The sequence below is a fragment of the Robinsoniella sp. genome (assembly GCF_034124845.1).
Map to the genome: position 1 here is coordinate 1 of NZ_JAWYAJ010000544.1, position 3,870 is coordinate 3,870.

2 protein-coding genes are annotated in these 3,870 nt (G+C 33.2%); both read right to left on the reverse strand.

The window, feature by feature from the left end; genetic code table 11:
• Positions 1–107: 107 nt before the first annotated feature.
• Positions 108–3,497: a condensation domain-containing protein gene (locus tag ACH2DQ_RS27075; RefSeq protein WP_395028687.1), complete on the reverse strand. Its 3,390-nt coding sequence runs from the start codon at positions 3,495–3,497 to the stop codon at positions 108–110.
• A gap of 36 nt (positions 3,498–3,533) precedes the next feature.
• Positions 3,534–3,870 (reverse strand): acyl carrier protein (locus tag ACH2DQ_RS27080; protein WP_395028688.1); only part of this gene is annotated, 337 nt, incomplete at its 5' end.

Below are 3,870 nucleotides of genomic sequence, written 5' to 3' on the forward strand. Positions count from 1 at the left end.
AGACCAAAGTTTCTTCCTGGCGTTATATTCCCTCATACCTTCCCAGCCATAAAGTTCTAGTTTTTCTTTCGATACTAAATCATATTGAGGTACAATTAAAGCAATTTTCAATCTGACACCTCTCTATCTGGAACCTTCCTGTTCTTACTCATACAAATTCTGTTTGGTTGGGATATTTTAATGTTATCAACCCTCGTGTCATGGGAAATGGTAATCTGCTCCAATATATATACGAAGTCTTTCAGGTAGTATTCCATATTTTCTGCCTGATTTATGTCTTTACTGTAATTTAAACTGATCGTGATGGAATTGTCACATTCATAGCAATTTACTAATTGATTGTATTTAGATGAAGTATCTTCTAACTCACAATAACTTATTTTTGCTTTATCAATATCAAATTTTGTTTTTGGATAGTTCTGGAGCACAATCACATTATCAAATAAAGGAAATTCTGAGCCTTGTAATCCAAGTTGTTCTACTAAAATTTCCAGCGGATATTCCTGATGAGCATATGCTTCCGTGGCATTTTGCTTTACCTGCATCAAAATATCCTTTAAAGTCTCCCTCCCGGATATAGTTGCCACAATGGGCAAAGTATTTACAAATACCCCTATCGTACCTACATATTCAGGTCTGTTTCTTCCCGATAAAACAATTCCCACTGTTAACAGATTCTTTCTCATATATCTGTGTATTAATATCATATAACCAGATAGCAGTAACATAAATAAAGTAATTTTTGAATTTTTGCAATAATCAATCAAAGCTTTATAAAGCTTAGTATCTAATTTTAAAAATAAGGTTTTACTGCCGCTTTCTACTTCTCTTAGATCTTCCTTCTCCTTAGCGTATGTAAGATACGGTGTTAATTTATTTATCCAGTATTCTTCATGTTTTTTATATAACCCATCTTGGATACAGCGATTCTGCCATTCTGAAAAATCTTTATAATTAAGAAAGTTATTTTCAATTGGCAAATCACCATAAAATTTTATTATTTCATCCATAATTATATTATTGGATATTCCATCTGTTACTATATGATGTATATTGGTTATAAGATAATATTTTTTTTTCTCATACTGTATTAGGTTAACATTTATTAATGGTCCGGATTCGAGATTAAATACCTTATTATATTTCTGTGCCTCTTTTAATAGATTAAAATCGGGTTTAGTCTCATATACAAGATTAAAATTTATATTTTGATGTATGATCTGAACAATTGTATCTTCCTCTATAACAAAATTAGTCCTTAAAGCCTCATGTCTGTCAATAACACTTTTGAATGCACGTTCAAGTTTATTTATATTTAATTCACCAGCAATGATGTATGCACTCAGAATATTATAGTCTGTACTGTTATTTTTAAATTTAGAAGAAATATAGATTCTTTTTTGAGCTGAGGAAGCCGGATACTTCTCATGAGGTTCTGTTTTCTCATAACATGTCAGCAAAGAAATATTTTGTAATTTTTTCAAGATCAAATTAGTCAATTGTTCAATGGTAGCATTGTCAGAAAATTCTTCCTGGTCAATATCAATATTATATTTGCTATTTATAACATTAATAACAGATAGTGAGGAAATTGAATCTCCACCAAAAGAAAAGAAGTCATCATTTTCACTAATATCCGTAAAACCAAGAACATTTGTAAATAAATTGGTTATTTGAAGCTTTACAGCAGTAATATCTGTGGTTAAACTTTTATCTGACTTTTGATTTATTTCAAAATTATGGTTATCTGTTACTAACCCTAAATTTCGTGGCTTATCTAACCAACATTTGCTTTTTTCAAAAGAGTATGGCGGCAAATGTATTCTTAGGTTAGGACAATAATATTCTTGTATATTAGCGTTATTCCAATTCGTAGTTATTTGACTTGCTTTTGTATAATAGATATCCTGTTCAGGATAATTTCCTAATCCTTGCTCTAGCAACATAAGAAGTTTCTCTTTTAAAATTTTTTTATCTGTACAGGCTATAGCTAATTTTACTTTATAGTGGCTCCTGTTTTTATATGTGGAAAAACATATTTCATTCAGTGTGGCTTTTGTTTCAAGAAATTTTACATAACTTTCTATTATTCTGAACAGAGCTTGTTCTGTTTTTGCAGAAATTGTAAAAATTTGATTCTGAGAAGTATTGTTTTCAGTTTCATGAAACATTAAATCATTCCCTGTAAACTCTTCCAGGACAACATGACAATTCGTACCACTTATTCCAAATGAACTTACTCCACAAAGATTTGGATAACCCTTACTTTCCCATTCTAATAATTTATTATTTATAAAAACTGGTGTATCTTCAAAGTCTATATTTTGATTTGGTGACTTGTAATGTAAAGTAGGCGGAATTTTATGATTTTTTATGCATAGTACAGCCTTAATAAACCCGGCAATTCCGGCTGCTCCATCTAAATGTCCTATATTAGATTTAACCGATCCTATTGCACAGAACTTTTTTTTGCTTGTATATTTAGAAAATGCCCTTTTGATACCATCAATTTCTATTGGATCCCCAAGTTTTGTACCTGTTCCATGAGCCTCAATATAAGATATATTTAATGGATCGATCCCTGCAGTTTCCCAGGCTTTTTGTAATACCTCTGCCTGTGCACATGGGTTTGGAGCTGAAATGCCTATGGATGTCCCGTCCTGGTTGACCGCACTGCCTTTTATCACGGCATAAATCACATCCCCTTCTTTTAGAGCCTGGCATAAGGATTTTAATACTACTGCCCCGGCTCCTTCACCTATCCCAGTGCCATTTGCATCATTATCAAAAGGTTTTGATCTTCCATCCGGTGATTCCACCCCAATGAGCAATTCTCTGTATGTTAAAGGATATACCTGTACCCCGCCTGCTATTGCAGCTTCACATTCTCCATTTCTTATTCCCTGACATGCCAGATGTATGGCAGTCAGGGAAGAAGAACAGGATGTATTTATAATCATATTGGGACCTTTTAAGTCAAACTGATAGGATACTCTGCTGGCTACCATTGGTGTACAATTACCTGTAACTGACGAAGGCAATAATTCCGGGCAGATATCTTGAATTAATCTTTCATAATTATTTTCTCCAATGAATCCGGTATAAACCCCAATATTTTGTCCTTTCACTTTGTCTTGTGAATAACCCGCATCCTCCATAGCAGCCCAGGCAACCTCCAGAAATATCCGCTGATTAGGATTCATTAATTTAGCCTCTGTTGGGGATATTCCAAAAAATTCATAATCAAATTCATCAATACATTCCAGATACCCCGCCCTTGGAAATCCTGCTTCTTGGAAACAAACATCCTTTGAGCGCAGATATGCTGCAGTAAATTCCTTTCTTTTAAGAGGCACTTCACCAATACAGTCAACCCCATTTGTTAAATTCTCCCAATACTCATCTACTGACTCAGCATTAGGAAACCTTGCTCCAATTCCCACAACTGCAATATCCTGCTGGGTCATTTTATTTAAATTAACATCTGATTCGTTCATATCTTACCTCCTGATAAAGTTGAGATGGAAGTATATTCATCTGATACCTTTTTTAGACTGGCTTAACTTTTGATCTAAAAATTCTGACAACTTCCTTATAGAAGGATAGGCGAATAGATCAGGTATTGTAACACTATCAGAAAAATAACTGTTGATTCTGAAGAAAGTTTCCAGTAGCAATTTAGAGTTGCCACCCAATGAAAAAAAGTTATCATCGATATCAATACTTTTGAGACATAAAACCTCTTTCCATATTTTTGATACTATCTCTATTGTACTATCTCTATTGTATTGCGTTCCAGTTAGATTATCATTTAGTTTATTCATATTTCTCAACATTCCTTTCGCTTCGCTCAAGGCACAAACAAATAAT

Bases quoted from the DNA above. Each gene is read 5' to 3' on its own strand.
- ACH2DQ_RS27075 (WP_395028687.1), bottom strand. From the start codon at position 3,497: ATGAACGAATCAGATGTTAATTTAAATAAAATGACCCAGCAGGATATT.